1 protein-coding gene is annotated in these 602 nt (G+C 46.9%); it reads right to left on the bottom strand.

The annotated features are described in order from the left end of the window. On the bottom strand, nucleotides 1-90 hold a 90-nt coding region (locus tag HT737_RS32285; RefSeq protein WP_306287338.1), incomplete at its 3' end, for a hypothetical protein. Nucleotides 91-602 lie beyond the last annotated feature (512 nt).

The following is a 602-nucleotide window of genomic DNA, read 5'->3' as shown; positions in this document are numbered from 1 at the left end:
TGGCAAAGAGAATATCCCGCCACCGATCATTGAACCGACTACCAATGCAACCAGTGCACCGAGTCGTAGTTTTCCGGGAGCTTCAGACATTGCATGACTCCATTGCAGGAGAGAAGAGTTCACAGCGTAGTGCCGTTGTCTGTTCAAACAGCTGACTTAGATCAGTTCATGGCCACATTCCATTGTTAATGAATGACTTATGAAAAGGCTGATGGCATAAAGCTGCTGCCCGAAGAGGCCCATTCCAGAGGCTTGCGGCAGATGTGGTTGGGAATTTCTCCTATTACTTTGGAATTATCACGCTAGTTGGTTTTCAGCTTTTGGCAAATTTTTCACATCTGTTTTCAGTACAGAATCGAATAATCAGGATTCGCGCACAAAAGCGATTAGTCGTGCTACGCGTTAGCGTTGTTGGCTATATATAAGAGGGGGGTTGGCGTTATTCAAAAAACGTACTTACGCTTTATCCGTTTAGKTTAATACCCGGAAATAGACACACCGTTGTGGCGAGGGGATTTATCCCCGATGGGTGGCGTAGCCCCAGATCCATTCAGCGCGGTGTATCAGGCAGAAACGAGTTCTCAGGTTTTTGGGGCGGCTAT

The sequence above is a fragment of the Pseudomonas sp. MD195_PC81_125 genome (assembly GCF_014060985.1).
GTDB lineage: Bacteria > Pseudomonadota > Gammaproteobacteria > Pseudomonadales > Pseudomonadaceae > Aquipseudomonas > Aquipseudomonas parakoreensis.
This window is presented reverse-complemented; position numbering and strand designations above follow the sequence as displayed.